The organism is Pseudomonas sp. 8_5_2, from assembly GCF_059295255.1.
Window position 1 is genome coordinate 939,320 of the sequence record NZ_CM181238.1, and the last position, 25,214, is coordinate 964,533.

Annotated in this window: 24 protein-coding genes; 22 read left to right on the plus strand and 2 right to left on the minus strand. The window is 62.2% G+C overall.

Annotated elements, in window-relative coordinates; all coding sequences use genetic code 11:
- Positions 1 to 2 precede the first annotated feature (2 nt).
- The 21 genes from cysE to AC5O5R_RS04315 all read left to right on the plus strand — a co-directional run bounded on the left by cysE (position 3) and on the right by AC5O5R_RS04315 (position 19,104).
- The gene (gene cysE / locus AC5O5R_RS04215) at positions 3 to 788 is read left to right on the plus strand and encodes a serine O-acetyltransferase (protein WP_172224177.1); all 786 of its coding nucleotides are present in this window, start codon (positions 3 to 5) and stop codon (positions 786 to 788) included.
- 179 nt (positions 789 to 967) lie between these two features.
- Positions 968 to 1,459 (plus strand): Fe-S cluster assembly transcriptional regulator IscR, encoded by a 492-nt coding sequence (gene iscR, locus AC5O5R_RS04220; RefSeq protein ID WP_043196984.1) that lies wholly within the window; start codon positions 968 to 970, stop codon positions 1,457 to 1,459.
- Between the two features lie 46 nt (positions 1,460 to 1,505).
- A complete protein-coding gene (locus tag AC5O5R_RS04225) occupies positions 1,506 to 2,720 on the plus strand; it encodes an IscS subfamily cysteine desulfurase (protein ID WP_172224172.1) in 1,215 nt (404 codons plus the stop codon).
- 46 nt (positions 2,721 to 2,766) lie between these two features.
- Positions 2,767 to 3,153: a Fe-S cluster assembly scaffold IscU gene (gene iscU / locus AC5O5R_RS04230; RefSeq protein ID WP_003248539.1), complete on the plus strand. Its 387-nt coding sequence runs from the start codon at positions 2,767 to 2,769 to the stop codon at positions 3,151 to 3,153.
- 28 nt (positions 3,154 to 3,181) lie between these two features.
- Positions 3,182 to 3,505 carry an iron-sulfur cluster assembly protein IscA gene (iscA, locus tag AC5O5R_RS04235; RefSeq protein WP_060511418.1) on the plus strand — a complete coding sequence of 108 codons (324 nt, stop codon included), beginning with the start codon at positions 3,182 to 3,184 and terminating at the stop codon, positions 3,503 to 3,505.
- An 8-nt stretch (positions 3,506 to 3,513) separates the two neighbouring features.
- Positions 3,514 to 4,035 (plus strand): co-chaperone HscB, encoded by a 522-nt coding sequence (gene hscB, locus AC5O5R_RS04240; RefSeq protein ID WP_172224168.1) that lies wholly within the window; start codon positions 3,514 to 3,516, stop codon positions 4,033 to 4,035.
- A 41-nt stretch (positions 4,036 to 4,076) separates the two neighbouring features.
- Positions 4,077 to 5,939 carry a Fe-S protein assembly chaperone HscA gene (gene hscA / locus AC5O5R_RS04245; RefSeq protein WP_172286980.1) on the plus strand — a complete coding sequence of 621 codons (1,863 nt, stop codon included), beginning with the start codon at positions 4,077 to 4,079 and terminating at the stop codon, positions 5,937 to 5,939.
- A 3-nt stretch (positions 5,940 to 5,942) separates the two neighbouring features.
- Positions 5,943 to 6,284, plus strand: a complete 342-nt coding sequence (gene fdx / locus AC5O5R_RS04250) for an ISC system 2Fe-2S type ferredoxin (RefSeq protein WP_172224159.1) — start codon at positions 5,943 to 5,945, stop codon at positions 6,282 to 6,284.
- 9 nt (positions 6,285 to 6,293) lie between these two features.
- The gene (gene iscX, locus AC5O5R_RS04255) at positions 6,294 to 6,494 is read left to right on the plus strand and encodes a Fe-S cluster assembly protein IscX (RefSeq protein WP_172224156.1); all 201 of its coding nucleotides are present in this window, start codon (positions 6,294 to 6,296) and stop codon (positions 6,492 to 6,494) included.
- Between the two features lie 89 nt (positions 6,495 to 6,583).
- A complete protein-coding gene (gene ndk, locus AC5O5R_RS04260) occupies positions 6,584 to 7,009 on the plus strand; it encodes a nucleoside-diphosphate kinase (protein WP_172224153.1) in 426 nt (141 codons plus the stop codon).
- A 28-nt stretch (positions 7,010 to 7,037) separates the two neighbouring features.
- Positions 7,038 to 8,183, plus strand: a complete 1,146-nt coding sequence (gene rlmN / locus AC5O5R_RS04265) for a dual-specificity RNA methyltransferase RlmN (protein ID WP_172224149.1) — start codon at positions 7,038 to 7,040, stop codon at positions 8,181 to 8,183.
- 14 nt (positions 8,184 to 8,197) lie between these two features.
- The gene (gene pilW, locus AC5O5R_RS04270) at positions 8,198 to 8,959 is read left to right on the plus strand and encodes a type IV pilus biogenesis/stability protein PilW (RefSeq protein ID WP_494514997.1); all 762 of its coding nucleotides are present in this window, start codon (positions 8,198 to 8,200) and stop codon (positions 8,957 to 8,959) included.
- Complete coding sequence (locus AC5O5R_RS04275; RefSeq protein WP_172286978.1) at positions 8,956 to 9,975, plus strand: RodZ domain-containing protein; 1,020 nt, start codon at positions 8,956 to 8,958, stop codon at positions 9,973 to 9,975. Before pilW ends, AC5O5R_RS04275 begins: the two co-directional genes overlap by 4 nt.
- A gap of 3 nt (positions 9,976 to 9,978) precedes the next feature.
- Positions 9,979 to 11,088, plus strand: coding sequence for a flavodoxin-dependent (E)-4-hydroxy-3-methylbut-2-enyl-diphosphate synthase (gene ispG, locus AC5O5R_RS04280; RefSeq protein ID WP_346612019.1), 1,110 nt, complete (start codon positions 9,979 to 9,981; stop codon positions 11,086 to 11,088).
- A gap of 25 nt (positions 11,089 to 11,113) precedes the next feature.
- Positions 11,114 to 12,403, plus strand: a complete 1,290-nt coding sequence (gene hisS, locus AC5O5R_RS04285; RefSeq protein WP_172224140.1) for a histidine--tRNA ligase — start codon at positions 11,114 to 11,116, stop codon at positions 12,401 to 12,403.
- Positions 12,404 to 12,441: 38 nt separating this feature from the next.
- Complete coding sequence (locus tag AC5O5R_RS04290) at positions 12,442 to 13,083, plus strand: tetratricopeptide repeat protein (protein WP_172286976.1); 642 nt, start codon at positions 12,442 to 12,444, stop codon at positions 13,081 to 13,083.
- Positions 13,084 to 14,226: an outer membrane protein assembly factor BamB gene (gene bamB, locus AC5O5R_RS04295; protein WP_172286975.1), complete on the plus strand. Its 1,143-nt coding sequence runs from the start codon at positions 13,084 to 13,086 to the stop codon at positions 14,224 to 14,226.
- A 116-nt stretch (positions 14,227 to 14,342) separates the two neighbouring features.
- Positions 14,343 to 15,806: a ribosome biogenesis GTPase Der gene (der, locus tag AC5O5R_RS04300; RefSeq protein ID WP_172231896.1), complete on the plus strand. Its 1,464-nt coding sequence runs from the start codon at positions 14,343 to 14,345 to the stop codon at positions 15,804 to 15,806.
- Between the two features lie 283 nt (positions 15,807 to 16,089).
- The gene (locus AC5O5R_RS04305) at positions 16,090 to 16,995 is read left to right on the plus strand and encodes an RHS repeat-associated core domain-containing protein (RefSeq protein WP_494514998.1); all 906 of its coding nucleotides are present in this window, start codon (positions 16,090 to 16,092) and stop codon (positions 16,993 to 16,995) included.
- Between the two features lie 181 nt (positions 16,996 to 17,176).
- The gene (locus tag AC5O5R_RS04310) at positions 17,177 to 18,325 is read left to right on the plus strand and encodes a pyridoxal phosphate-dependent aminotransferase (RefSeq protein WP_494514999.1); all 1,149 of its coding nucleotides are present in this window, start codon (positions 17,177 to 17,179) and stop codon (positions 18,323 to 18,325) included.
- Positions 18,313 to 19,104 (plus strand): amidohydrolase, encoded by a 792-nt coding sequence (locus AC5O5R_RS04315; RefSeq protein WP_172231890.1) that lies wholly within the window; start codon positions 18,313 to 18,315, stop codon positions 19,102 to 19,104. Before AC5O5R_RS04310 ends, AC5O5R_RS04315 begins: the two co-directional genes overlap by 13 nt.
- Before the next feature lie 105 nt (positions 19,105 to 19,209).
- On the opposite strand, the gene AC5O5R_RS04320 is transcribed toward AC5O5R_RS04315, so the two are convergent.
- Both AC5O5R_RS04320 and AC5O5R_RS04325 read right to left on the minus strand, forming a co-directional pair.
- Positions 19,210 to 21,765: a PepSY domain-containing protein gene (locus tag AC5O5R_RS04320; protein ID WP_494515000.1), complete on the minus strand. Its 2,556-nt coding sequence runs from the start codon at positions 21,763 to 21,765 to the stop codon at positions 19,210 to 19,212.
- Between the two features lie 258 nt (positions 21,766 to 22,023).
- Entirely contained in the window at positions 22,024 to 24,309 is a 2,286-nt protein-coding gene (locus tag AC5O5R_RS04325; RefSeq protein WP_494515001.1) for a TonB-dependent receptor, read from the minus strand.
- Between the two features lie 221 nt (positions 24,310 to 24,530).
- On the opposite strand from AC5O5R_RS04325, the gene AC5O5R_RS04330 reads away from it, so the two are divergent.
- Positions 24,531 to 25,211, plus strand: a complete 681-nt coding sequence (locus tag AC5O5R_RS04330; RefSeq protein ID WP_172218953.1) for a Fe2+-dependent dioxygenase — start codon at positions 24,531 to 24,533, stop codon at positions 25,209 to 25,211.
- The last annotated feature ends 3 nt before the right edge of the window (positions 25,212 to 25,214 follow it).

Consider the following 25,214-nt stretch of genomic DNA (forward strand, 5'->3'; position numbering starts at 1 on the left):
AGATGTTCGAACGCCTGCGTGAAGATATTCAAAGCGTATTCCATCGTGACCCGGCTGCGCGCAATGCTTTCGAGGTGCTTACCTGCTACCCGGGCATGCATGCCATCTGGCTGCACCGCCTGGGCAATGCCCTGTGGAAGCGTGATTTCAAGTGGCTGGCGCGGCTGGTGTCGAACTTCGGCCGCTGGCTGACCGGTATAGAGATCCATCCCGGTGCCACCATCGGTCGGCGTTTCTTCATTGACCATGGCATGGGCATCGTCATCGGCGAAACCGCCGAGATCGGCGATGACGTCACCCTCTATCAGGGTGTGACCCTGGGCGGCACCAGCTGGAACAAAGGCAAGCGCCACCCCACCCTGGAAAACGGCGTGGTGGTAGGGGCGGGGGCCAAGGTGCTGGGCCCGTTCACCGTCGGCGCCGGCGCCAAGATCGGCTCCAACGCGGTGGTGACCAAGGCGGTGCCGGCCGGGGCTACGGCGGTGGGCATCCCGGGGAGGATCATCGTCAAGAGCGAAGACAGCGAGGTGGAGGCCAAGCGCAAGGCCATGGCCGAGAAGATCGGCTTCGATGCCTACGGTGTCAGTGGCGACATGCCTGACCCTGTGGCCCGTGCCATCGGCCAGATGCTCGACCACCTGCAGGCAGTCGACGAGCGGCTGGAGGGTATGTGCGGGGCGCTGACCAAGATGGGCAGTGACTACTGTGCCAAGGAGCTGCCGGCACTGCCGGAAGACGACTTCACCGAGGTTGCCCAGGCCGCCCAGCGCGACACTCAGTCGCATTGATTGCGCCGCGCTGACATCATGGTGACATACGGGGCGTGTGCGCACGCCCCTCGTCTGCTACAATCGCGCCCGCCTCCCGGATGCAAACCCGACTAAAGCAGTAGGTCTAATAGTTGACTTAAATGCTCGGGAATCGCATACTCCGACACATCCCGAAACTCCCGTGGTACCCAATAGCCATGCGACTGACTACCAAAGGCCGATACGCCGTGACTGCCATGCTCGACCTGGCGTTGCACGCGCAGCATGGGCCGGTGTCTTTGGCCGACATTTCCGAGCGCCAGGGCATTTCCCTCTCTTATCTGGAGCAGCTGTTCGCCAAGCTGCGCCGCAGCAGCCTGGTTTCCAGTGTGCGCGGTCCAGGCGGTGGCTATCAGCTGTCGCGGGGCATGGAAACCATCCAGGTGGCCCAGGTCATCGATGCGGTCAATGAATCGGTCGATGCTACCCGCTGCCAGGGGCTTGGGGACTGCCATGCCGGTGATACCTGCCTGACCCACCACCTGTGGTGCGACCTCAGTCAGCAGATCCATGAATTCCTCAGTGGCATCAGCCTGGCCGACCTCGTCAAGCGCCGTGAGGTGCAGGAAGTCGCCCAGCGCCAGGACCTGCGGCGTGTCGCAGGCCGAACCGCCCAGCTGGACAAGATTGAGACGTCCGCCGTCGATTGATCCCCCTGGGACGACGAGCGACGCCACCGCCTGATAGGAGAGACAAATGAAGTTGCCGATCTACCTTGATTACTCCGCGACCACTCCGGTCGACCCACGCGTGGCCCAGAAAATGGCCGACTGCCTGCTGGTCGACGGGAACTTCGGTAACCCGGCTTCGCGCTCCCATGTCTTCGGCTGGAAGGCCGAAGAGGCGGTCGAGAACGGTCGTCGCCAGGTTGCCGAGCTGATCAACGCCGATCCGCGCGAAATCGTCTGGACCAGCGGTGCCACCGAGTCCGACAACCTCGCACTCAAGGGTGTCGCGCACTTCTATCAGACCAAAGGCAAGCACATCATCACCTCCAAGATCGAGCACAAGGCGGTCCTGGATACTGCTCGCCAGCTGGAGCGTGAAGGTTTCGAAGTCACCTACCTCGAGCCAGGCGAAGACGGCATCGTCACCCCGGCCATGGTAGAAGCGGTACTGCGTGACGACACCATTCTGGTCTCGCTGATGCACGTGAACAACGAAGTCGGTTCGATCAACGACATCGCCGCCATCGGTGAGCTGACCCGCTCGCGTGGCGTGCTGTTCCATGTCGACGCCGCGCAGTCGGCCGGCAAGGTCGACATCGACGTGCAAAAGCTGAAAGTCGACCTGATGTCGTTCTCGGCGCACAAGGTCTACGGCCCCAAAGGCATCGGCGCGCTGTACGTCAGCCGCAAGCCGCGTGTACGTCTGGAAGCCATCATTCACGGCGGTGGCCATGAGCGCGGCATGCGTTCGGGCACCCTGCCGACCCACCAGATCGTCGGCATGGGCGAAGCCTTCGCCATTGCCAAGCAGGAAATGGCCGCTGAAAACGTGCGCATCAAGGCCCTGAGCGACCGCTTCTTCAAGCAGGTCTCGGACCTTGAAGAACTGTACGTCAACGGCAGCCAGACCGCCCGTGTACCGCACAACCTGAACCTGAGCTTCAACTACGTCGAAGGCGAGTCGCTGCTGATGTCCTTGAAAGACATCGCCGTATCGTCCGGTTCGGCCTGCACCTCCGCTTCGCTCGAGCCGTCGTATGTACTGCGCGCTCTGGGCCGCAACGACGAACTGGCGCACAGCTCGATCCGCTTCTCCTTCGGCCGCTTCACCACTGAAGAAGAAGTCGACCACGCCGCGCAGGAAGTCTGCAAGGCAGTCAACAAACTGCGCGAACTGTCCCCGCTGTGGGACATGTACAAAGACGGCGTCGACATCTCCAAGATCGAGTGGGCCGCCCACTAAGCAGTCGCCGGCAAGAGCGGCTCCCTGATGAGGAAGGAATTGCACCATGGCATACAGTGAAAAGGTCATCGACCACTACGAAAACCCACGCAACGTCGGCAAGATGAATGCCGAGGACCCGGATGTCGGTACCGGCATGGTCGGTGCTCCAGCGTGCGGTGACGTGATGCGTCTGCAAATCAAGGTCAACGAGCAGGGCGTCATCGAAGACGCCAAGTTCAAGACCTACGGCTGCGGTTCGGCCATCGCTTCCAGCTCCCTTGCCACCGAGTGGATGAAGGGCAAGACCCTGGACGAAGCCGAAACCATCAAGAACACCCAGCTGGCCGAAGAACTGGCGTTGCCGCCGGTCAAGATCCACTGCTCGGTACTCGCCGAGGATGCCATCAAGGCAGCCGTGCGCGATTACAAGCAGAAGAAAGGCTTGATCTAAGTCGCCTGTTGCAAGGTAAGGAGTTCTGATGGCTATCAGCATGACAGAAGCCGCCGCCAACCACATTCGCCGCTCCCTCGATGGGCGCGGCAAGGGTGAAGGCATTCGCCTGGGCGTGCGCACCACCGGTTGCTCGGGCCTGGCCTACGTGCTGGAGTTCGTCGACGAGCTGGCGGACGAAGACACAGTGTTCGAAAACCACGGCGTCAAGGTGATCATCGATCCCAAGAGCCTGGTATACCTCGACGGTACCGAGCTGGACTTCGTCAAGGAAGGGTTGAACGAAGGTTTCAAGTTCAACAACCCCAACGTGCGCGGTGAATGTGGCTGCGGCGAAAGCTTCAACGTTTGAGGCTGGCTGTGGGTACTCCTTGTCATTACGCATTGTTTGACCTCCAGCCAAGCTTCCGCCTGGATCTCGACAAGCTGGCCACTCGCTATCGCGAGCTGGCCCGCGAAGTCCATCCCGACCGCTTTGCCGACGCCTCCGAGCGTGAGCAGCGCGTAGCGCTGGAAAAGTCCGCCGCCCTCAACGACGCCTACCAGACGCTGCGCAGTGCGCCGCGCCGTGCCCGCTACCTGCTGGCCATCAGCGGCCACGAAGTGCCCCAGGAGGTCACGGTCCACGACCCGGACTTCCTGATGCAGCAGATGCAGTGGCGTGAAGAGCTCGAAGAGTTGCAGGACGAAGCCGACCTTGACGGTGTCGGTGTGTTCAAGAAGCGCCTGCGGGTTGCCCAGGACACGCTGAATGAGGACTTTGCCGCCTGCTGGGATGCCCCAGGCGAGCGCGACAAGGCCGAGCGCCTGATGCGCCGCATGCAATTCCTCGACAAGCTCGCCCAAGAAGTGCGCCAGCTGGAAGAGCGCCTCGACGATTAACCCGGTGCTGCCCGTGATGGCACCTAAGGTATCAGATAAGCATGGCCCTACTGCAGATTGCCGAACCCGGTCAAACCCCTCAGCCGCACCAGCGCCGCCTGGCGGTGGGTATCGACCTGGGTACCACCAACTCTCTGGTCGCCGCACTGCGCAGCGGCCGTAGCGAGCCCCTGCCTGACGCGCAGGGCAACGTCATTCTGCCGTCCGCGGTGCGCTACCTCGAAGGGCGCAACGAGGTGGGGCAGGCTGCGCGCGATGCCGCGTCCATTGACCCGCTGAACACCGTGCTTTCGGTCAAGCGCCTGATGGGGCGCGGCCTGGCCGACGTCAAGCAACTGGGCGAGCAGCTGCCGTACCGCTTCATTGGCGGTGAGTCGCACATGCCGTTCATCGAAACGGTCCAGGGCCCGAAAAGCCCGGTGGAAGTGTCCGCCGACATCCTCAAGGTACTGCGCGAGCGCGCCGAAGCCACCCTGGGTGGCGAGCTGGTGGGCGCGGTGATCACCGTGCCGGCCTATTTCGACGATGCTCAGCGCCAAGCCACCAAGGACGCTGCACGCCTGGCCGGTCTCAACGTGCTGCGCCTGCTCAACGAACCGACTGCAGCTGCCGTGGCCTATGGCCTGGACCAGAATGCCGAAGGCGTGGTGGCCATCTATGACCTGGGCGGTGGTACCTTCGATATTTCCATCCTGCGCCTGACTGCTGGCGTGTTCGAAGTGCTGGCCACCGGTGGTGATACCGCTCTGGGCGGTGACGATTTCGACCATGCGCTGGCCAGCTGGATCATCGACCAGGCGGGGTTGTCGTCCGACCTGGACCCGGCCACCCAGCGGGCGCTGCTGCAAACCGCCTGCGCTGCCAAGGAAGCCCTCACCGACGCCGACGTGGTCAGCGTCAGCCATGGCGCCTGGCAGGGCGAGCTCAGCCGCGCCGCCTTCGAGGCCATGATCGAACCCCTGGTCGCCCGCAGCCTCAAGGCCTGCCGCCGCGCCGTGCGCGACAGTGGCGTCGAGCTGGAAGAAGTCAGCGCGGTGGTCATGGTCGGTGGTTCGACCCGCGTGCCGCGTGTGCGTGAAGCGGTGGGCGGATTGTTCGGCCGTACCCCGTTGACCTCGATCGACCCCGACCAGGTGGTGGCTATCGGTGCTGCCATCCAGGCCGACACCCTGGCCGGCAACCGCCGTGAAGGTGGCGAACTGCTGCTGCTCGATGTCATCCCGCTGTCGCTGGGTCTTGAGACCATGGGCGGCCTGATGGAGAAGGTGATTCCGCGCAACACTACCATTCCGGTGGCGCGTGCCCAGGAGTTCACCACGTACAAAGATGGCCAGTCGGCCATGATGATCCACGTGCTGCAGGGCGAGCGCGAGCTGATCAGCGACTGCCGCTCGCTGGCGCGCTTCGAGCTGCGCGGCATTCCGGCGATGGTTGCCGGCGCGGCGAAAATCCGCGTCACCTTCCAGGTCGATGCCGACGGCCTGCTCAGCGTCGCGGCCCGCGAACTGGGCTCGGGCGTGGAAGCCAGCATCCAGGTCAAGCCGTCCTATGGCCTGACCGACGGCGAAATCGCCCGCATGCTCAAGGACTCGTTCGAACACGCAGGTTCCGACAAGCATGCCCGCCAGTTGCGCGAGCACCAGGTGGACGGCGAGCGCCTGCTCGAAGCGGTACAGGGCGCCCTGGACGCCGACGGCGAGCGCCTGCTGAGCAGCGACGAGCGCGACGCAATCGAATTCCAGATGCAAGAACTACGTGATTTGCTGGCCGGCACCGATGGCGCAGCCATCGAGCAACAGACCAAGCGTCTGTCGCAGGTGACCGATGCATTTGCCGCCCGTCGCCTTGATTCGACGGTCAAAGCCGCACTGGCCGGGCGCAACCTGAATGAGATCGAGGAGTAATCGATGCCGCTGGTGACATTCCTGCCGCATGAGAAGTTCTGCCCCGAGGGGCTGACCGTGGAGGTGCCGACCGGGACCAACATCCTGGAACTGGCCCACGACCATCACATCGAGATGGAAAGCGCCTGCGGCGGCGTCAAGGCCTGCACCACCTGCCACTGCGTAGTGCGCAAGGGTTTTGATTCGTTGGAAGAAGCCGACGAGCTGGAAGAAGACATGCTGGACAAGGCCTGGGGCCTGGAGGCGCAATCGCGCCTGGGCTGCCAGGTGGTCGTGGCTGATCAGGACCTGACCATCGAGATCCCCAAGTATTCGCTCAACCACGCTGCTGAAGCGCCGCACTGAGGATCGCGCATGAGTCTGAAATGGGTTGATGTACTTGAGATCGCCATCCAGCTTGCAGAAAGCCGGCCGGACACCGATCCTAGATATGTGAATTTCGTCGATCTGCACCGTTGGGTGCTGGCTTTGCCAGAGTTCAGCGACGATCCGTCACGCGGCGGTGAGAAAGTGCTCGAGGCCATCCAGGCGGCCTGGATAGACGAAGCCGACTAAGCGTGACACTGCAGGTTAGGCAATCCCCTGGAACCCGCGTATAATTCGCGGGTTTAATTTTTCGTAACACTCAAATTCTGGAGTTTTCCATGGCTGTTCAACGTACTTTCTCGATCATCAAGCCTGACGCCGTTGCCAAAAACGTCATCGGCAAGATCACCACCCGCTTCGAAGACGCCGGCCTGAAAATCGTTGCCTCGAAAATCAAGCAACTGTCCAAAGCCGAAGCCGAAGGCTTCTACGCCGAGCACAGCGAGCGCGGCTTCTTCGGTGACCTGGTTGCTTTCATGACTTCCGGTCCGGTTGTTGTTCAGGTGCTGGAAGGCGAGAACGCCATCGCCAAGAACCGTGAGCTGATGGGCGCTACCAACCCTAAAGAAGCTGCTGCCGGCACCATCCGTGCTGACTTCGCCGAGTCGATCGACGCCAACGCCGTACACGGTTCGGACTCCGAAGCTGCTGCTGCTCGCGAAATCGCTTACTTCTTCGCTGCTACCGAGGTAACCACTCGCTAAGCGAAAGCTTACGGGTGAGGGTGAATCCATGACGACATCTACTGGCAAAATCAACCTGTTGGGTCTGACCCAGCCGGAAATGGAACAATTCTTCGACTCGATCGGGGAAAAACGCTTCCGTGCCGGCCAGGTGATGAAATGGATTCACCATTTTGGCGTGTCCGATTTTGCGGCCATGACCAACGTCGGCAAGGTCTTGCGCGAAAAGCTCGAGGCCGTTGCCGAAATTCGACCACCGGAAGTGGTCAGTGAAGACATTTCCGCCGACGGCACCCGCAAGTGGGTGATCCGCGTTGCCTCCGGCAGCTGTGTCGAAACCGTCTACATACCTACCGACGACCGCGGCACGCTCTGCGTTTCGTCGCAAGCCGGCTGTGCCCTGGACTGCAGTTTCTGCTCCACCGGCAAGCAAGGCTTCAACAGCAACCTCACCGCCGCCGAAGTGATTGGCCAGGTGTGGCTTGCGAACAAATCCTTCGGGACCGTTCCTGCCAAAGTCGACCGCGCGATTACCAACGTGGTGATGATGGGTATGGGCGAGCCCCTGCTGAACTTCGACAACGTCATCGCTGCCATGAAAATCATGATGGATGACCTGGGCTATGGCATTTCCAAGCGTCGCGTGACCCTGTCCACCTCGGGTGTGGTGCCGATGATCGACGAACTGGCCAAGCACATCGACGTGTCGCTGGCCCTGTCGCTGCATGCACCGAACGACGAGCTGCGCAACAAGCTGGTACCGATCAACAAGAAGTACCCGCTGAAAGTGCTGCTGGAATCGTGCATGGGTTACATGGCCACCCTGGGTGGCAAGCGTGTCCTCACTGTCGAGTACACCCTGCTCAAGGACGTCAACGACCAGCCCGAGCATGCCGCGCAGATGGTCGAGCTGCTGCGCGACGTGCCGTGCAAGATCAACCTGATCCCGTTCAACCCGTTCCCGCATTCGGGCTACGAGCGGCCAAGCAACAACGCCATTCGTCGCTTCCAGGACCTGCTGCACCACGCTGGTTTCAACGTCACCACCCGCACCACCCGTGGCGAGGACATCGACGCCGCCTGTGGCCAGCTGGTTGGCCAGGTCAACGACCGCACCCGTCGCAGTGAGCGCTACATCGCCGTACGTCAGCTTTCCGCAGACGTCGAGCTGCAAGACAGCGCCGCCAGCCACTGACCGGGACGTTGCCCATGAGCCTGCGCGCCGCGCTGTCGATCCTTGCGCTTTTGCTGCTGGCCGGCTGCGTGTCGGGTGGCACGGGCGACCCCCTGGCCAGCCGCCAGGGCAGGGCAGAGGCAGGGCGGGCGTATGTGCAGCTAGGCCTGGGTTATTTGCAGCAGGGTTTGACCGAGCAGGCCAAGGCGCCGTTGGGCAAGGCCCTGGCCCTGAATGAGCGGGATGCCGACGCCCACGCCGCCCTGGCGCTGGTGTTTCAGGCCGAGGGGGAGCCAGCGCTCGCCGAAGCGCACTTTCGCAAGGCCCTGCAAATAAACAGCGCCAGCACGCGAATGCGCAACAATTACGGCAGTTTCCTTTATGCTCAGGGGCAATTTGCCGAGGCCGAGCAGATGTTTCTGCTGGCCAGTGCCGATACCCTGTATCCTGAGCGTTCACGCGTGTACGAGAACCTGGGCCTGACTGCCCTGAGGCTCGAGCGCCGCGACCAGGCGCACACGTATCTGCTCAAAGCTTTGCAACTCAACCAGCGGCAACCGAAAGCGTTGCTGGAAATGGCTGAGTTGTCCTACGAAAACAGGCATTATGTGCCGGCCCGGGACTACTACGATCGTTTCAGCCAGTTGAGCGACCACGACGCCCGTAGCCTGCTGCTGGGTAGCCGCCTTGCCAGGGTATTCGACGAGCAGGGCACATTGGCCGAGCTTGGCCAGCAATTACAACGACTTTATCCCGGTACGCCGGAATATCAGCAATACCTGTCGGAGCAACGATGAACGCCGCGCATCCCGAAGTAGCAGTAGCGCCTGGCCAGAACCCCGGTGAGCTTTTGCGCCTGGCCCGTGAGAAACGGGACTGGTCTCAAGCCGAGGTGGCCCGCAAGCTCAACCTCACTGTCAGTTCGTTGAACCACGTGGAAACCGGCGCCTTCGACAAGCTGCCCGGGCATACTTTCGCCCGTGGCTACATTCGCGCCTATGCCAAGCTGATGGACATGGACCAGGCCGCCCTGGTCGACGCCTTCGACCGCTACACCGGTACCCACGCCAAAGGCAGTGACGTGCATTCGCTGGGCCGTATCGAAGAGCCGGTACGCCTGTCGCACAACATCCTGCGCGGCGTCAGCCTGCTGCTGCTGGTGGTCGTGGTCGGTGGCGGGTTCTTCTGGTGGCAGGACCAGGGCAGCCTGCGTGGCAAGGACCTGGCCAAGATCGCCCTGGAGCACGTCGAAGTCGAAAGTGCCGACGGCACCACCCAGATTCACCCGCTCGATGAGCCTGAAGACCAGGCCGTCTCGGTTGGCCAGCAGCCCGAAAGCGCGCCGCTGTCGCTGGAACAGGGCGCCGACGGCCAGCCTGCCGCTGCCGCCGAGCAGGCACCTGCCAGCCCTGCGCCAAGCGTTGCCGCAGCGCCTGCTCAACAGGCCCCGGAGCAAGCAGCACCTGCTGCGACCCCGGCACCTGCTACCCCGGCGCCTGCCCCTGTTGCGCCCGCTGCCGTCGCGCCGGCGCCAGCCGTGGCCGCCGCCGAGCCTGCCGCAGTGCCGGCAGGCAGCGCCAAGGTCGCGATCCAGTTCGTCGCCGATTGCTGGACCCAGGTCAGCGACGGCAACGGCAAGGTGCTGTTCAGCGCCATCAAGCGCAAGGGGGACAACCTCGAGCTGACCGGCAAGCCGCCGTTCGCGGTACGCCTGGGCTTTGCCCGTGGCGCCCAGGTCAGCTACAACGGCCAGCCCGTCGATGTTGCCCCGTTCACCAGTGGCGAGACCGCTCGCCTGAAGTTGGGACAGTAAGTCATGCACGGTGAATCTCCGATCAAACGTCGCGAATCCCGCAAAATATGGGTCGGCAATGTGCCGGTGGGTGGTGATGCGCCCATCGCGGTGCAGAGCATGACCAATACCGACACCAACGATGTGGCCGCCACCGTCGGGCAAATCCAGCGCCTGGTCGATGCCGGCGTGGACATCGTGCGGGTCTCGGTACCTGACATGGACGCCGCCGAAGCGTTCGGCAAGATCAAGCAGCTGGTCAGTGTGCCGCTGGTCGCCGACATTCACTTCGACTACAAGATCGCCCTGCGTGTGGCCGAGCTTGGCGTCGATTGCCTGCGTATCAACCCGGGCAACATCGGCCGTGAAGACCGTGTGCGGGCGGTGGTCGATGCCGCGCGTGACCGTGGCATTCCGATCCGTATCGGCGTCAACGCCGGTTCCCTGGAAAAAGACCTGCAGAAGAAGTACGGCGAACCGACCCCAGCCGCGCTGGTCGAGTCGGCCTTGCGGCACGTCGAGCACCTCGACCGCCTGGACTTCCAGGACTTCAAGGTCAGCGTCAAGGCCTCCGACGTGTTCATGGCCGTCGAGGCCTACCGCTTGTTGGCCAAACAGATTGTGCAACCGCTGCACCTGGGCATCACCGAAGCCGGTGGCCTGCGGTCGGGGACGGTGAAATCCGCCGTCGGCCTCGGTATGCTGCTGGCCGAGGGCATCGGCGATACCATCCGCATTTCGCTGGCGGCCGACCCGGTCGAAGAAGTGAAAGTCGGCTACGACATCCTCAAGTCGCTGCACCTGCGTTCGCGTGGCATCAACTTCATCGCCTGCCCGAGCTGTTCGCGGCAGAACTTCGATGTGGTCAAGACCATGAACGAGCTGGAAGGGCGCCTGGAAGACCTGCTGGTGCCGCTGGACGTAGCGGTGATCGGTTGTGTCGTAAACGGCCCCGGCGAAGCCAAGGAAGCCCATGTCGGCCTGACCGGCGGTACGCCGAACCTGATCTACATCGATGGCAAGCCGGCGCAGAAGCTGACCAATGACAACCTGGTGGATGAGCTGGAAAAACTCATCCGTCAGAAGGCCGCCGAAAAGGTCGAAGCCGACGCGGCGCTGATCGCCCGTGGCTGACACACAGAATTCGTAAGGACTATTCGTGAGCAAATCGCTGCAAGCCATCCGTGGCATGAACGACATCCTGCCAGAACAGTCGCCGCTGTGGCGCTACTTCGAAGGCACCGTGGCCGGGCTGCTGGACACCTACGGGTACAGCCAGATCCGCACGCCGATCGTCGAGTTCACCGAGCTGTTCAAGCGCTCTATCGGTGAAGTTACCGACATCGTCGAAAAAGAGATGTACACCTTCGAGGACCGCAACGGCGATTCGCTCACCCTGCGCCCTGAAGGTACCGCCGCTTGTGTGCGTGCCGTGCTCGAACATGGCATCACCGGCAACGGCCAGGTGCAGAAGCTGTGGTACATCGGCCAGATGTTCCGCCACGAGCGCCCGCAGAAGGGCCGCTATCGCCAGTTCCACCAGATTGGCGTGGAAGTGTTCAACCTCGATGGCCCGGACATCGATGCCGAGCTGATCATGCTGACCTGGCGCCTGTGGGGCCTGCTTGGCATCCAGGACGCGGTCAAGCTCGAGCTCAACAGCCTGGGTACCAGCGAAGCCCGTGCGCGCTACCGTGATGCGCTGGTCGAGTTCCTCTCGGCGCGCCTGGAGCAGCTGGACGAAGACAGCCAGCGCCGCCTGAAGAGCAACCCGTTGCGCATCCTCGACAGCAAGGACCAGAACACCCAGGCCGTGCTGGTCGGCGCGCCGAAGCTGGAAGACTACCTGGACGAAGAATCGCGCGTGCACTTCGAGGGCCTCAAGGCTCGCCTGGACGCCGCCGGCATTCCGTTCGTGATCAACACCAAGCTGGTGCGTGGCCTGGACTACTACAGCAAGACCGTGTTCGAGTGGGTCACCGACAAGCTCGGCGCCCAGGGCACGGTGTGCGCCGGCGGCCGCTACGACGGCCTGGTCGAGCAGATGGGTGGCAAGCCGACCACGGGCGTCGGTTTCGCCATGGGTATCGAGCGTCTGATCCTGCTGCTGGAAACCCTGGGCAAGGTACCTGCGTCCATCAGCCGTCAGATCGACGTCTACCTGTGCGCCTTTGGCGAGCAGGCGGAGCTGGCCGGCCTGCGCTTGTCCGAAAGCCTGCGCGACCGTTTGCCGGGCCTGCGCCTGGCGGTCAATGCCGGCGGTGGCAGCTTCAAGAGCCAGTTCAAGAAAGCCGACAAGAGCGGCGCACTGTTCGCCTTGATCCTCGGCGATGACGAGCTGGCAAAGCAGGAAATCGGCTTGAAGCCCCTGCGTGGCCAGGGCGAACAACAGAACATTGCCTGGGATGCTCTTGCAGAGCACCTGGAAACCGCGATCGCTCAGGCGTAACGCGGTTCAACAACGAATAGGCGAAAAGGAGTATTGGGGTGTCGAGTACCGATGATGATGACCTGGCAGGGGTCAAGGACTGGTGGAACCGCAACGGCAAGCCGCTGCTGACAGGCGCATTGCTGGCTGGCGTGGTGGTGCTGGGCTGGAACACCTGGCACAAGTACCAGAACAACCAGTCCCAAGGTGCCTCGCAGCTGTATCAGGCCTTGCTTGAGACCAGCCTGACGCCGACTGGCCAGCCAGATACCACCAAGGTGGCGGAACTGGCCGGCAAGCTCAAGAGCGATTTCGGTGGTACCGCCTACGCCCAGTACGGCAGCCTGTTCGTGGCCAAGGTCGCGGTCGAGAGCGGCAAGCTCGACGACGCCGCTGCCGAGCTGAAAAGCGTGCTGGACAAGCCGGCCGATGTGACCCTGGGCGAGATTTCGCGCCAGCGCCTGGCGCGTGTGCTGGCTGCCCAGAACAAGGCCGAGGACGCCCTCAAGCTGCTTGATGGCGACGCCGACAAGGCCTTCCTGGCCAGCCGCGAAGAATTGAAGGGTGACCTGCTGGTACAGCTGGGTCGCGCCGACGATGCGCACAGCGCTTACGAAAAAGCCAAGGCTGCGCTGTCCGATGAGGCGGCGGTCGGTGGCCTGCAATTGAAGCTGGATGACCTGGCCAAAGGGGACGCGTAAGTGATCGGTTGGAAACAAGCAGCAGTGCTGACCCTGGCCGTACTGGCCGCGGGTTGCAGCAGCAACAGCAAGAAGGAACTGCCACCGGCCGAGCTGACCAAGTTCACCGAGGAAGTGGTGCTGAAGAAGCAGTGGAGCCGTTCGATCGGCGACGGCCAGGGTGAAACCTACAACACCCTGGTACCGGCCATCGAAAACGACCGCATCTACGCTTCCGACGTCAACGGCGAAGTCTTCGCCCTGGACCGCATCACCGGTGACGTTGTGTGGAAAAAGGACCTGGAGCTGCAGGTTTCCGGCGCTGTCGGCGTGGGCTACGGCCTGGTCATGCTCGGTACCCTCAAGGGGGAAGTCATCGCCCTGGACTCGACCACCGGTGAAGAACGCTGGCGTTCGCGCGTGACCAGCGAAGTGCTGGCCCCGCCGGCCAACAACGGTGATGTGGTGGTGGTGCAGACCCAGGACGATCGCCTGATCGGCCTGGATGCCGCCACTGGCGATCGCCGCTGGATCTACGAAAGCACTCCGGCCGTGCTGACCCTGCGTGGCACCGGTGCTCCGATTGCCACCAATCGTCTGGCGGTTGCCGGCCTGTCCACCGGCAAGGTGGTGGCGGTGGATATCAACAACGGCGTACCTGTGTGGGAAAGCCGCGTGGCCATCCCGCAGGGCCGTTCCGAGCTGGACCGTGTGGTCGATATCGACGGTGGTCTGCTGCTTTCTGGTGGTACCCTGTACGTCAGCACCTACCAGGGCCGCGTAGCGGGCCTGGACCTGGAAAGCGGCCGTGTGCTCTGGCAGCGTGATGCTTCCAGCTACGTGGGTGTCGCCCAGGGCTACGGTAACGTCTACGTCAGCGAAGCCTCGGGTAACGTCGAGAGCGTCGATGAGCGTTCTTCCAGCGCCCTGTGGACCAACGACACCATGGCCCGCCGTCAGCTGTCGGCACCGGAAGTGTTTTCCAGCTACGTGGCCGTGGGTGACTTCGAGGGCTACCTGCACCTGCTGAGCCAGGTCGATGGCCGCTTTGTCGGCCGTGAGCGTATCGACAGCGATGGCCTGCGCGCCCGCCCACTTGTGGTCGGCGACACCATCTATGTATTCGGCAACAGCGGCAAGCTCGAGGCACTGACCATCCGCTGAAGCTATGCTTGAAGCCTTGGCGGGCTTCAAGCCGCGGCGTAGGACACGCCGCCAGACCTCCGGCCGCTGCCTTGCAGCGGCCTTTGTATTTTCAAGAATTCGAGAGTGGAGAGCCGATGGTTCCCGTAATTGCCCTGGTGGGCCGCCCGAACGTCGGCAAATCCACCATGTTCAACCGCCTGACCAAGACCCGCGATGCCATCGTCGGTGACCTGTCTGGCCTGACCCGTGACCGCCAGTATGGTGATGCCAGCTGGCAGGGTCGTTCCTTCATCCTGATCGACACTGGCGGTATCACCGGTGACGAAGTGGGCATGGACGAGAAGATGGCCGAGCAGTCGCTGATGGCCATCGAAGAAGCTGATCATGTGCTGTTTCTGGTCGATGCCCGCGCGGGCATGACGGCGGCAGACCAGATGATCGCCGAACACCTGCGCAAGCGGAACAAGTCGGCTATTCTGGTGGCCAACAAGATCGACAACATCGACCCGGACGTTGCCCGCGCCGAGTTCTCGCCGATGGGCATGGGCAACGCCATTCCGGTGGCGGGCTCCCAGGGCCGTGGTATCAACGCCCTGATGGAAGCCGTGCTCGGTCACCTGCCGCGTGATGCCGAAGAGGAATCGCTCGATCAGGAAGTCGCCGAAGGCGAGGAAGCGGTACGCATCCCCGGCCCGAGCGAGAAAGATGGCATCAAGATCGCCATCATCGGCCGGCCGAACGTCGGCAAGTCGACCCTGGTCAACCGCATGCTCGGTGAAGAGCGTGTGGTGGTCTACGACGAGCCAGGCACCACCCGCGACAGTATCTACATCCCGTTCGAGCGCGATGGCGACAAGTACACCTTCATCGACACCGCGGGCGTGCGCAAGCGCGGCAAGATCCACGAGGAAGTCGAGAAGTTTTCGGTGGTGAAGACCCTGCAGGCGATCAAGGACGCCAACGTGGTGATCTTCGTCATGGACGCCCGCGAAGGTGTGGTGGACCATGACCTGAACCTGCTGGGCTTCGCCCTGGAAGCCGGCCGTGCCATCGTCATCGCCCTGAACAAGTGGGATGGCATGGAGCCGGGTGAGCGCGACTACGTGAAGACCGAGCTGGAGCGCCGGCTGTTCTTCGTCGACTTCGCCGACATCCACTTCATTTCCGCCCTGCACGGCACCGGCGTGGGCAACCTGTACAAGTCGGTACAGGCCGCGTTCAAGTCGGCGGTCACCCGCTGGCCGACCAGCCGCCTGACGCAGATCCTCGAAGACGCCGTGAGCGAGCACCAGCCACCGCTGATGAACGGTCGCCGCATCAAGCTGCGCTATGCCCACCTGGGGGGTGCCAACCCGCCGCTGATCGTGATCCACGGTAACCAGACCGACAAGATTCCCAAGTCGTACTCGCGTTACCTGGAAAACACCTATCGCCGGGTGCTGAAGCTGGTCGGTACGCCGATCCGCATTGAGTACAAGGGCGGTGAGAACCCGTACGAGGGCAAGAAGAACACCCTCACCGATCGCCAGGTCAACAAGAAGCGCCGCCTGATGTCGCACCACAAGAAGGCCGAGAAGAAGCGCCGCGACAAGCGCTGATTGTGCGTCGGCTTCTTCGCGGCGGTTCGACGCCTCGATGAGCCCGCTCCCACAGGTACTCCGCTGTCCTCTAAGACTGTGCGATCTGTGTAGGAGCGGGTTCACCCGCGAAGAGGCCCTTTGATCCAGCGCAATACCCTCATGGTTTCGAACTTCCCCCCCAAAAAAATCGGCTATGCACAAAGGTGCCCTGTGCCGTATGTCATTTCTACCAGTTTCCCTTCTCGGATGAACGTGGGAAATTACCTCGCAAACCATTCCATTGATGTTGGAGATAATCAACATGGCAGCGAGTTTCTTCTATCAAGAAAATACCTTGGTCAGTGTTGTAGCGAGTGAGCGTGCATCGCGCTATGTGCGTACGAAAGAAGTGATTTTGTGTGATCGTTCTGGTGACGGTTCTCCAGCATCATTGCTCGCTTGCGAACTCAGCGGGACCGTGAGCGTGGCTGCGAGCGAAAATAAGTTGTTGGGGTTCCGGTATACACCTTACGGTCGGAGGTTTGGAACCTTGTCTGAGGCGACTCAGCTAGGTTTCAATGGAGAGTACTTGCTTTCGGGGATGGCGCTATATTTGTTAGGTAATGGTTATCGTGCCTACAATCCTGGCACGATGCGGTTCATCTCGCCTGATAGTATTTCACCCTTTCATGTTCTCAATGCTTATGGCTACTGCAGGAATGATCCGATCAACAAGACAGATCCTAGTGGTCATATTGAAACGCGTCATCTAAATAAGTTGAGAGCGAATCTTAAGGTCGTCAAAAATTCTAACGAAAAAATGGCGGCGTATTATAGAAGCGTGATCGACCTTGGCGAAAGGACGAAACTGAAGGATGGGCAGGCTATCGCTTCCGCGGCCAAGCTAGGGATTCAAGAAGCCTATGTGGAGGGAGGGCCTGCTTTTGCATGGCTGGGGAAAAAGATAGGTAAAGATAAGTACATTGGTCACGAGGAAGTTATTAAACACTTTGTGAAACTCTACCTCTCGGGTTATGCCGAATTTCAAGATGGTATTGATGCAAAGTTAGACTCTTCGGCTTATCAATGGGCAGTAAATGAAGCAAAACTCAATGTTAAGGCCGAACAAGCTATGTTGGTAGTTAGTGCCAAAGCTCAACAGGCTAATTCGAATGTTCGTGTTGATCAGCCTCCTCAGGGTGAGATGAGTCGTGTGAGGACGAGCTGATGGCGGCGCTGATCGGTTGTTTACCGTTGCCCATGATGAACTTGGCGAAAGGGCCTGCTCTGTACAGACGGCCCTTTGATCCAGCGCAATACCCCCATTGTTTCAACCTTTTTCCTGACTGCTCGATCCGCTATGCTCGGACTCCACCCCGTGCCGGATACACCCCAGGAAAGAGGGCTCCATGATCCGCAGCAAACTGCCGAATGTCGGCACGACCATCTTCACCACCATGTCCCAGCTCGCCGTGCAAACCGGCGCGTTGAACCTTTCGCAAGGTTTCCCCGACTTCAACGGCCCGCAGGCACTGCTCGATGCCGTAGGCCGACATGTGGCCGCCGGGCATAACCAGTACTCGCCGATGACCGGCCTGCCAGCCCTGCGCCAGCAAGTGGCGGCCAAGGTCGAGCGCTTGTACGGGGCTAGGGTGGATGCCGACCAGGAAGTGACCATCACCCCCGGCGCCACCGAGGCGATCTTCTGCGCGATCCAGGCGCTGATCCATGCCGGTGACGAGGTGATCGTCTTCGACCCTTGCTACGACAGCTACGAGCCATCTGTGGAGCTGGCCGGTGGCCGTTGCGTGCATGTGCAACTGAGCGACGGCAGCTTCCGTATCGACTGGCAGAAGTTCAGTGACGCCCTGAGCCCGCGCACACGCATGGTCATCCTCAACTCGCCGCACAACCCCAGCGGTGCGTTGATCACCCGTGAAGACCTCGACCAGCTGGCCCGGTTGATTGCCGAACGCGATATCTACCTGGTCAGCGATGAAGTGTATGAGCACCTGGTTTATGACGGCGTGCGCCACGCCAGCGTGCTGGCCCATGATGAGCTGTACCAGAAGGCCTTCGTGGTCAGTTCGTTCGGCAAGACCTACCACGTTACCGGCTGGAAGACCGGCTACGTGATCGCCCCGCCGGCGTTGACCGCCGAGTTGCGCAAGGTGCACCAGTACGTCAACTTCTGCGGCGTGACGCCATTGCAGTGCGCCCTGGCCGATTTCATGGCTGAGCACCCCGAGCATATCGATGAACTGCCAGCCTTCTACCAGGCCAAGCGCGACCTGTTCTGCGGCTTGCTGGAAGGCTCGCGCTTCAGCTTCACCCGCACGACGGGTACGTATTTCCAGTTGGTGGACTATTCGCAGATCCGTCCGGACCTGAATGATGTCGACATGTCGCTGTGGCTGACCCGCGAGCACGGCGTGGCGACCATCCCGGTATCGGTGTTCTACCAGCAACCCATCCCCGAGCAACGCCTGGTACGCCTGTGCTTTGCCAAACGAGAGGAGACGCTGCGCCAGGCAGCGGAAAAATTATGCGCGATCTAAGTACCTTGCCTAACCTGAGAGTCGCTTTGGTGCAAACCACCCTGGCCTGGCACGACCGCGAAGCCAACTATGCACACTTCGAGGTGCTGCTGGAGCAAGTGGGCGAGGTGGACCTGGTGGTTCTGCCGGAAATGTTCACCACCGGGTTCTCAATGCAGTCTGAAAGCCTGTGCGAGCCGGAGAACGGCCCGACGTACAAATGGCTGAAGGCGCAGGCGAAGAAGCGTAACGCGGTGATCACGGGCAGCGTGATCATCCAGGCCGCCGACGGCAGCCACCGCAACCGCCTGCTGTGGGCGCGCCCGGACGGTGAGATCCTGCACTACGACAAGCGCCACCTGTTCCGCATGGCCGGCGAGCACAAACACTACACACCGGGTGAGCGCCAGGTGCAGTTCGAGCTCAAGGGCTGGCGGATTCGCCCGCTGATCTGCTACGACCTGCGCTTCCCGGTGTGGAGCCGCGACGCCCAGGACACCGACCTGCTGCTGTACACCGCCAACTGGCCAGCGGCGCGCCGGCAGCACTGGAACAGGCTGCTGCCGGCGCGGGGCATCGAAAACCTGTGCTTTGTGGCTGCGGTGAACCGGGTGGGCACCGATGGCAAGGGCTTTGCGTATTCCGGCGATAGCCAGGTGCTGGACTTCCAGGGTGAAAGCCTGCTCAGCGCGGGGGAGGCCGACGGGGTGTTCACCGTCGTGTTGAGGGCGGCGGAGCTGGCGGCGTACCGGGCCAAGTTCCCGGCCAACCTGGATGCCGATACCTTCGAGCTGCACTAAAGCAGGGCCGGTCCTTTCGCAGCACAAGGCTGCTCCTACAGGTTAAGCGCTGCATCTGTAGGAGCAGCCTTGTGCTGCGAAAGGGCCAACTACATCTATTACAGATCAGTACACATCCCGCCGATATCGCCCATCCTCGACCAGCTGCTGCACAACCGCCTCGCCAAGCAAACCGTTGAGCGCCGCATCCACTCCCGCAGCCATCCCCTGCAGGCTGCCGCAGACATACACACAGGCGCCATCTGCCACCCAGCGTTTGAATTCCTCGGCCTGCTGCAGCAGCACATCCTGCGCATACACTTTCTCGGCCTGATCCCGCGAAAACGCCAAGTCCAGGCGTGCCAGGTCGCCGCTGGCCAACCAGCCTTGCAGCTCATCAGCGCACAGCAGGTCATGGGCGCGATTGCGCTCGCCGAACAGCAGCCAGTTGCGCTGCTCGCCCGCATTCACCCGCGCCCGCATCAGGCTGCGCAGGCCGGCCAGGCCAGTGCCATTGCCGATCAATATCATCGGTGCGGCACTTTCCGGCAGGTGGAAGCCGCTGTTGCGCCGCAGGCGCAGGCTTAGCGTGCCGTTCAGCGGCAGGTACTCGGTCAGCCAGCCGGAACCCAGGCCCAGGTTGCCATCGGCGTGGCGCTCCTGGCGCACGATCAGTTCCAGCACACCATCGCTGGCAATCGAGGCGATCGAATATTCGCGGCTGCCGATCGGTACCAGTGCGTCCACCAGCGCTTGCGGCTGCAAGCCGATCAGGTGATCACGTCGCGTCGGCAACTGTCGCCCGACCAAGGCCTGGGCCAGCGTTTCGCCCAGGCCATTCACCTGCACCCGGGCAGTGGCGTCCAGCGCCATGCCGTTGAGGAAAGCGTCGATCCGTGGCTGCCCATTGAGCGGCAGGATCTCCACCAGGTCTCCGGCTTCCCAGCTGGCGGGTTGCTCCGGTTGCAGGCCCAGCAGGTACACCGGCTGGCCTTGGCTACCCGGGTTGAGCAGTTCGCGGCGCACCAGCGACCAGTTGCCAAAGCTTGGCGGCTGCCAGGCGGCCACCGGCTGGGCGCCGGTCAATTGCGCCAGCTCCTGCTGCCATTGCTGCAGGGCTGCCTGGTCGGCATTGTCCACTTCCACCGGGCTGAACGCGCTGCTGGCACCGCGCTCACCCAGCCACGCTTGCAGACGGCGGGCAAAACCGCAGAAGTGCGGGTACTGGCGGTCACCCAGGGCGAGCAGGGCGTAGTTGAGGTTGTTCAGCGCCCACGGCTGGCCCAGCACCTTGCGTTCGAAGGCGCGGGCGCTGTCGGGCGCTTCGCCGTCGCCGAAGGTACTGACCACGAACAGCGCGCGGCGCGCCTGGCGCAAGTCGCTTTCCGCCAGATCGGCCAAGGCGCGTACCTGCACCGGCAGGCCGGCCGCCTGCAACTGCCCGGCGCTCTGCCAGGCGAGCTGCTCGGCAAAGCCGCTCTGGCTGGCAAAACCGATCAGCCAGCTGTCGCTGCTGCCAGTGTTGCTTGTGACATTGCCGCGGGCTGCGCGGACCTGGCGCTTCTTGCGGCGGCGGTCGAGGTACAGCAGCCAACCGGTGACGAAGAACAGCGGCATGGTCAGGCTGGCGATGGTGACGATAATGCGTCCCGGCAGGCCGAAGTATTCACCGACGTGCAGGGCGTAGACGCTTTGCAGCAGCTGGGCCTTGAAGGACTTGTCGGTGTAGCGGTCGTGTTTTTTCACCTGGCCGGTGGCCGGGTCCAGTACCAGGGTGTTGAAGGCGCGTGGGTGATCGGAACTGTCCAGCAGGTAGAACAGGTTGGCCGGCTGGCCGCCAACCGGAGGCAGGCGCAGGTTGTAGGCGGCCAGGCCTGGGCCGGCGGCGTCCTTGAGGTTGGCCCAGATGGCGTCGTAGTCGACGACCAGCGGCGGCGCGTTCTTGTCGACCTTTTGCGGCCCGTGGCGGCCACGGCCTTCGCCGCGCTTTTGCTGCTGGCCGGCGGCCGGCGCGTCGGCCAGCAGCTTGTTCAGGCCTTCGCGGTACCACTCGTAGGACCAGAACAGGCCGGTCAGGGCGAACAACAGGTAGAACAGCAGGCACCAGGTACCGGCCACGGCGTGCAGGTCCCAGTTGAAGGCGCGGCCTTTCTTCGCCCAGTCGAAGGTCAGCCAAGTGCGCCAGTCCAGCGCCTTGCGCGGCCAGCGCAGGTACAAGCCGGACAGGCAGAAGAACACCAGCATCAGGGTACAGGCGCCGGTGATCTGCCGGCCTGTGTCGCCGATGGCCAGGAAACGGTGCAGCTTGAGCATGAGGTTGAAGAAGCCTTGCCCGGCCACTTCACCCTTGAGTTCGCCGGTGTAGGGGTCGGCGTAGCGCAGCTCGCCGCGACGTTCGCCCGGTGCCGGCATGAAGAAGATTCGTGCGGCGTTGCCTTCGCGTACGTCCACCCACAGCATCGACACCTTGTCGTGTTGCTGGGCTTCGACGCGCTGCACCAGTTCGGCCGGTGGCAGTACGCCTTCGGCGCGGACTTCTACCTTGAGTACGTCGGCATTGAATGCGCGCAGCAGTTCTTCCTGAAACGAGTACAGGGCGCCGGTGATGCCCATCACGGCCAGCACCAGGCCAGCGGTGATGCCAAAGAACCAGTGCAATTGGAACAGCGTCTTCTTCACCACATGATCACCTTGTGTTTCTGCCGCTGCCTGCGCGGCGTGCATTATGCCTTGATACGCAAAAGCCCCGCTCACTGGAATGAACGGGGCAGCGCGGGTGCTGTTTACCGGGTTGGCCTGTACCGGCCTCTTCGCGGCTGAAGCCGCTCCCACAGGTACTGCACAGGGTTCGAGAGCAGTGCAGTACCCGTGGGAGCGGCTTTAGCCGCGAAAGGGCCGGCACAGGCGCAGCCCAGTCAACAGATCAACCCCATGCCAACATCAGAAGTGCACGCTGGTGGTCAACAGTGCAGTCCGCCCGGCCGCCTGGTTGGCGAAGTGGGTGGAGAAGGCCTTGTCGTAGTACACCTCGTTGGTCAGGTTCTGCACGTTCAACTGCAGGTCGACGTTCTTGGTCAGCTTGTAGGCAGCCATGGCGTCGTAACGCACGTAGCTGTCGACCATGGTGGTGTTGGCCACGCTGCCGTACACGTCATCCACGTAGAACGCACCGCCACCGATGGTCAGCTTCGGCGTGATGGAATAGGTGGTCCACAGGCTGGCGCTGTTGTTCGGGGTGTTCGGTAGCTGGTTGCCGTCATTGGCCTTGTTCAATGGGCCACCGTCGATCTGGCGGGCCTGCATGTAGGTGTAGCCGGCGAACACCTGCCACTTGTCGGTGATCTTGCCGCTAGCCGACAGTTCGATACCTTGCACGCGGGTTTCGCCGACGTTTTCGTAGGTGGTGGTGTCCACCTGGACGCGGGCGTTTTCCTTCTCGGTGCGGAACAGCGCGGCGGTCAGCGACAGGCGCTGGTCCAGCAGGTCCCACTTGGTACCGATTTCGTAGTTGGTGGTTTCTTCCGGCTCCATGTCGCTGGCCAGCAGATTGCCGTTGCGGTCTGTCGTACCACCCAGAGGGTTTCCTTCCGTGCCTTCGCCGAGCATGGCACCTGGCGGGGTCGCGGAAGTAGCGTAGGACACGTAGATACTGCCGTTTTCAGCAGGTTTCCATACCAGGCCCAGCTGGCCGGTCACAAACTCGCTGACGTCCTTGCCCTTGGCAGTGGTAGTGCCGGCAGCGTTGTGGGTCTTGTAGTCGGTGTCGAAGTGGTCATAGCGCAAGCCCATGTTCACCAGCCACTCAGGCGTCAGCTCGAGGGTGTCGAACACGTAGATCGCGCGTGTCTTGCTGCTGGTGTCAGTGCCGGCATAGTTCCGCGCAATGTTGCCGTTCCACGGGTCATCCGGGTTCGGGTTGCTCAGCGAGGTGCAGTTGTAGCCGCTGTTCGCGCCGATCAGACTCGGGTTGCAAGTTGTGGCAGTCGAACCACCGGTATTGGTGTCGACGGTGTAGCTCGAACGGTCGCTTTCTTCACGGCTCAGCTCGATACCGGTCGAGAAGCTGTTCTTCATGCCGCCCACGTAGAACTCGCCAAACAGGTCGGTCTGGTTGGTGGTGGTAGCGGTGTTGCCGACGCGGGTGTTGGCGCGGCGCCAGACGCTGCCGTTGTTGACGTTGCCCTTGCTGTCGTCAGGCTGGGTCAGGATGTAGTCCTGCATGCTGTTGCCGTGACGCAGTGTGTTCTTGATGGTCAGCGAGTCGGTCAGGTCGTGTTCGATCGCAAAGGTGGCGATGTCCACACGGGTCTTGCGGAAGTCGCGCCCGGTCAGGCCATAGAAGTTGTCGCTGTCGCCGCCATCGTAGGGCTTGCTTGGGTGCGCCGATGTACGTGCGGCGCTGCCACCCGTGGGGATGGTGTATGGAATCCCCGAATCCGGGAGGTCGTCGCTTTCCAGGTGATAGTAATCGAGGTTGACGCGGGTCGGCGTGCCCAGGCCAAAGGCCAGCGACGGGGCAATGCCCCAACGGTCATAGTTGACCTTGTCGCGGCCGGCTACGTTGCTTTCGTGGGTCATCAGGTTCAGGCGGCCGGCAACGGTGTCGCTGAACTGGTAGTTGCCATCGAAGGTATAGCGCTGGGTCTGGTCGCTGCCCCAGGTCCAGGCGCCGTCCAGCGAGTTGCCCAGGTGCGCGCGCTTGCTCACCAGGTTGATGGTGCCGCCTGCAGCGCCACGGCCACCGATGGCCGAGTTCGGGCCCTTGGCCACTTCCACCGACTCGATGGCGAAAATTTCGCGGGTTTGCGCGCCAGTGTCACGCACACCGTCGAGGTAGGTATCGCCTTGGGCGTCGAACCCGCGGATGAACGGGCGGTCGCCTTGCGGGTTGCCACCTTCGCCAGCACCGAAAGTAATGCCCGGTACCGTGCGCAGGGCATCCTGCAGGGTCAGGGCATTGGTGTCCTTGATCACTTGCTGCGGGATGACGGTGACCGAGCGCGGGGTGTCTACCAGCGGCGCGGTGTACTTCTGCGAGGCGGCCTTCTCCACCTTGTAGTCGGTGCTGGCCTGTTCAGCCTTGCCGTTGACGCTGGTCGCGTCCAGGGTGACAGCGCTGCTGGCAGCCGGGTCGGCGGCGTACACCGACGAAGCGCTAAGGGCTACACCGATAGCGGTGACGATCAGGCGTGGCGAACTCACTGCAGATGGTACGTACTGGCGCATTGCTAAGGACCTTCCCCAAGGTGTTGTGGCGGCGGATACTAATGTAAGCAATTGTGACTAACAATTGAGATTCGTTACCATTCGTGAAGAATTTACAATCTTTACAATTTGCCTTTACGGTTTCATCAAGCTGAAACGTCTTAAGCGGCGAATGGGGCTTGTGAAGTGCAAAAGGGAATCAATATCATTGACTCCTTTGGATTTCCTGACGGTACTCCGACATGCTGCTGCACATCCCCGGCCTGTTCGAGGCTGATGAACTGGCCCGTATCCGCGAGGCGCTGGAGCAGACCGACTGGGCCGACGGCAAGATCACGGCTGGCTATCAGTCGGCCAAGGCCAAGCACAACCTGCAGTTGCCGGAGGGCCACCCGCTGGCCAAGGAGATAGGCACTGCGCTGATCGACCGTCTGTGGAAAACCCCGCGCTTCATGTCGGCGGCTTTGCCGCACAAGGTGTTCCCGCCGTTGATCAACTGCTACCGCGAAGGCGGCAACTTCGGTTTCCACATCGACAACGCCTTGCGCCAGCCCAAGGGCAGCGCCGAACGGGTGCGCACCGACCTGTCTTCCACGCTGTTCCTCAGTGACCCGGACAGCTATGACGGCGGCGAGCTGGTGATCCAGGACACCTATGGCGTGCAGCAGATCAAGCTGGCTGCCGGAGACCTGGTGCTGTACCCCGGCACCAGCCTGCACAAGGTCAACCCGGTGACCCGCGGGCAACGCTATGCTGCGTTCTTCTGGACCCAGAGCCTGGTGCGCGAGGACAGCCAGCGGGCGCTGCTGTTCGAGATGGACAACGCCATCCAGCAACTGACCGCCGATGTGCCGGATCACCCTTCGCTGCTGCAATTGACCGGCACCTACCACAACCTGCTGCGCCGCTGGGCCGAGGTCTGAACC